This window comes from Trebonia sp. (assembly GCF_049794275.1).
GTDB lineage: Bacteria > Actinomycetota > Actinomycetes > Streptosporangiales > Streptosporangiaceae > Trebonia.
This window is the reverse complement of record NZ_JBARCR010000744.1, coordinates 1-1878: the sequence shown is the minus strand read 5'-3', so window position 1 is coordinate 1878 and position 1878 is coordinate 1. Positions and strand designations below refer to the sequence as shown.

Here is a 1878-nt window from a genome sequence, read left to right as displayed (position 1 = left end):
GGCGGTGCCGACGACATCGCCGTCGGCGACGGGGTCGACAGGGGCGACGGGATAACGTCACAGCGGATGGCCGGTCGCGTGCCACACGGCCGCGAACAGCGCCACCACCAGCAGCGGGAAGACGACCCAGTTCTCCCCCATCTTGGCGGTGGTGATCTGCAGCGGGCGCGGCACCAGGTGGAACTCGTGCCCGCTGACCGGCCAGAAGACCGGGCAGCCGCCGTGCGTCAGCTCGTCGCCGGCGATGTGCGCGGCGCAGCCGAGCGCGACGGCTAGCGCGAGCAGCGGCACGTGCCAGTGCCAGAGCGGGATCAGCAGGAGGTCCCAGCGGGTATAGCAGGTGACCACCGCGCCGCCGATGCCGAGCAGGTCGCCGTGATGCCCGCCGATGTGCAGCGCGCGCAGCGCGGCCGAGTACAGCAGCGCCAGGTACAGCGCCGCGGGCACCAGGTGCCAGGAGAACACCGTGTGCCCGGTCAGGTGCGCGGTCAGCTGGTACGAGCCGGCGGCGAGCGCGCCGGCGGAGAACACCGCGATGCCCACGAAGCTGTGGGTGCCGTGCCGGTGGCCGCCGGACAGCCGGTCCACCAGCCAGGCGAAGGCCTGGGTGAGAAAGCCGAACTCGCGCGAGATCGTGCTGTCCGGGTGGTCGATGTCCGGCAGCGTGCCGGCCCCGGCGGTGAGCAGCACTCCCGCGGCCAGATGCGAGCCTGTCACGTGCAACGACGGTCCGAGCGCGGCGAACGCAAGCGCGCCGCTCAGCGCGTGATCCCTGCCCAGCATCGCCGGATCGTTCCCCCGGATGGCGTCGAACGGTAGCTTGCGGCGACAAGCCTGGCACACGGTGACCCGGCCACCAGGGAGGCGCGCGGGAGGGCAAAAGACGCGCCGCCGGACATTGCGTAACCGTCTGGTGAAACGCCCCGAACGCGGTCCCGCGACTCAGTACGGTTAGCGGCGGAAAGCCCAGATACTGAGCAAAAGGAGCCTCATGGCTACGCTGCAGGAGATGCTGCTTCGCCCCGACGTCCAGCCCAGGGTCGTCTCCGACACTCTCGCCCTGGTCGACAGCGAGCTGGCGAGCAAGTCCGGGTTGTCCGGGACCGCGGTCAAGGTCGCCTTCAAGGCGATCACCACGTTCGCGCCCGGCTACTACCAGGAGACGGTCGCTGGCATGGTTCCGGACATGGTGAATCAGCTGGCTCCGTTCTGGGCGGACTTCCAGGTGTCCGGCGGCGGTGACTTCGGCGACTACCTGTCCAAGCGCAGCGACGAGGTGTGCCCGGCGCTGCTGGTGGTGACCGACGCCATGCGGGACCGGTCCGGCCGGGCCACTGTCGTCAGGGCGTACAGCGCGGTGCGCGGCAGCGCCAGCAAGCACATGGAGGCAGCGCTGCCGAACCTCGGCGCGATGATCCAGAAGTACGCCTGAGGCTTACGTCAAGCGCCCGCCGACGGTTCCCGGGGCCGTCGGCGGGCGCTTGAGCGCCTGCTGCGTGTTCAGTAGACGACGTAGCCGACGGGGAACCCGGCCGCGTCCATCCGGACCACCGAGACCACTCCGGTCTTCGCCGGGTTGAGAAACGTCATCACGTGCAGCCCCTTGCTCCCGTCGACCACGACGTTCTGGGTTATGTGCCACCCCGTGTCGTAGATCGCCACCCGCAGCACCGCCGGCTGCGATGCTGCGACGCCGTTGTCGCAGCCGAACCCGATGTGGTGCGCGGTCCCCGGCGCGACGGCGATCGACGTCAGCGCATTCTTGCCGGTGTTGAGCTCGCCTGATTCCAATTCCGCCTCCGCGGTGACGGTCGGGTCCGTGGTGAAGAAGTTGGCCTGCAGCTCGGACTGGTCGAGGACCCGGCCGAGCGCGCTGGA

General features: G+C 69.8%; 3 protein-coding genes. 1 reads left to right on the top strand and 2 read right to left on the bottom strand.

Annotated features, from left to right (window positions below; all coding sequences use genetic code 11):
• Positions 1-57 precede the first annotated feature (57 nt).
• Positions 58-783, bottom strand: a complete 726-nt coding sequence (locus WA805_RS19575) for a metal-dependent hydrolase (RefSeq protein ID WP_425243053.1) — start codon at positions 781-783, stop codon at positions 58-60.
• A 208-nt stretch (positions 784-991) separates the two neighbouring features.
• Between WA805_RS19575 and WA805_RS19570 the strand changes: the two genes are divergently transcribed.
• Entirely contained in the window at positions 992-1432 is a 441-nt protein-coding gene (locus WA805_RS19570) for a DUF6918 family protein (RefSeq protein ID WP_424563181.1), read from the top strand.
• A 68-nt stretch (positions 1433-1500) separates the two neighbouring features.
• On the opposite strand, the gene WA805_RS19565 is transcribed toward WA805_RS19570, so the two are convergent.
• On the bottom strand, positions 1501-1878 hold a 378-nt coding region (locus tag WA805_RS19565; protein ID WP_425243052.1), incomplete at its 5' end, for a hypothetical protein.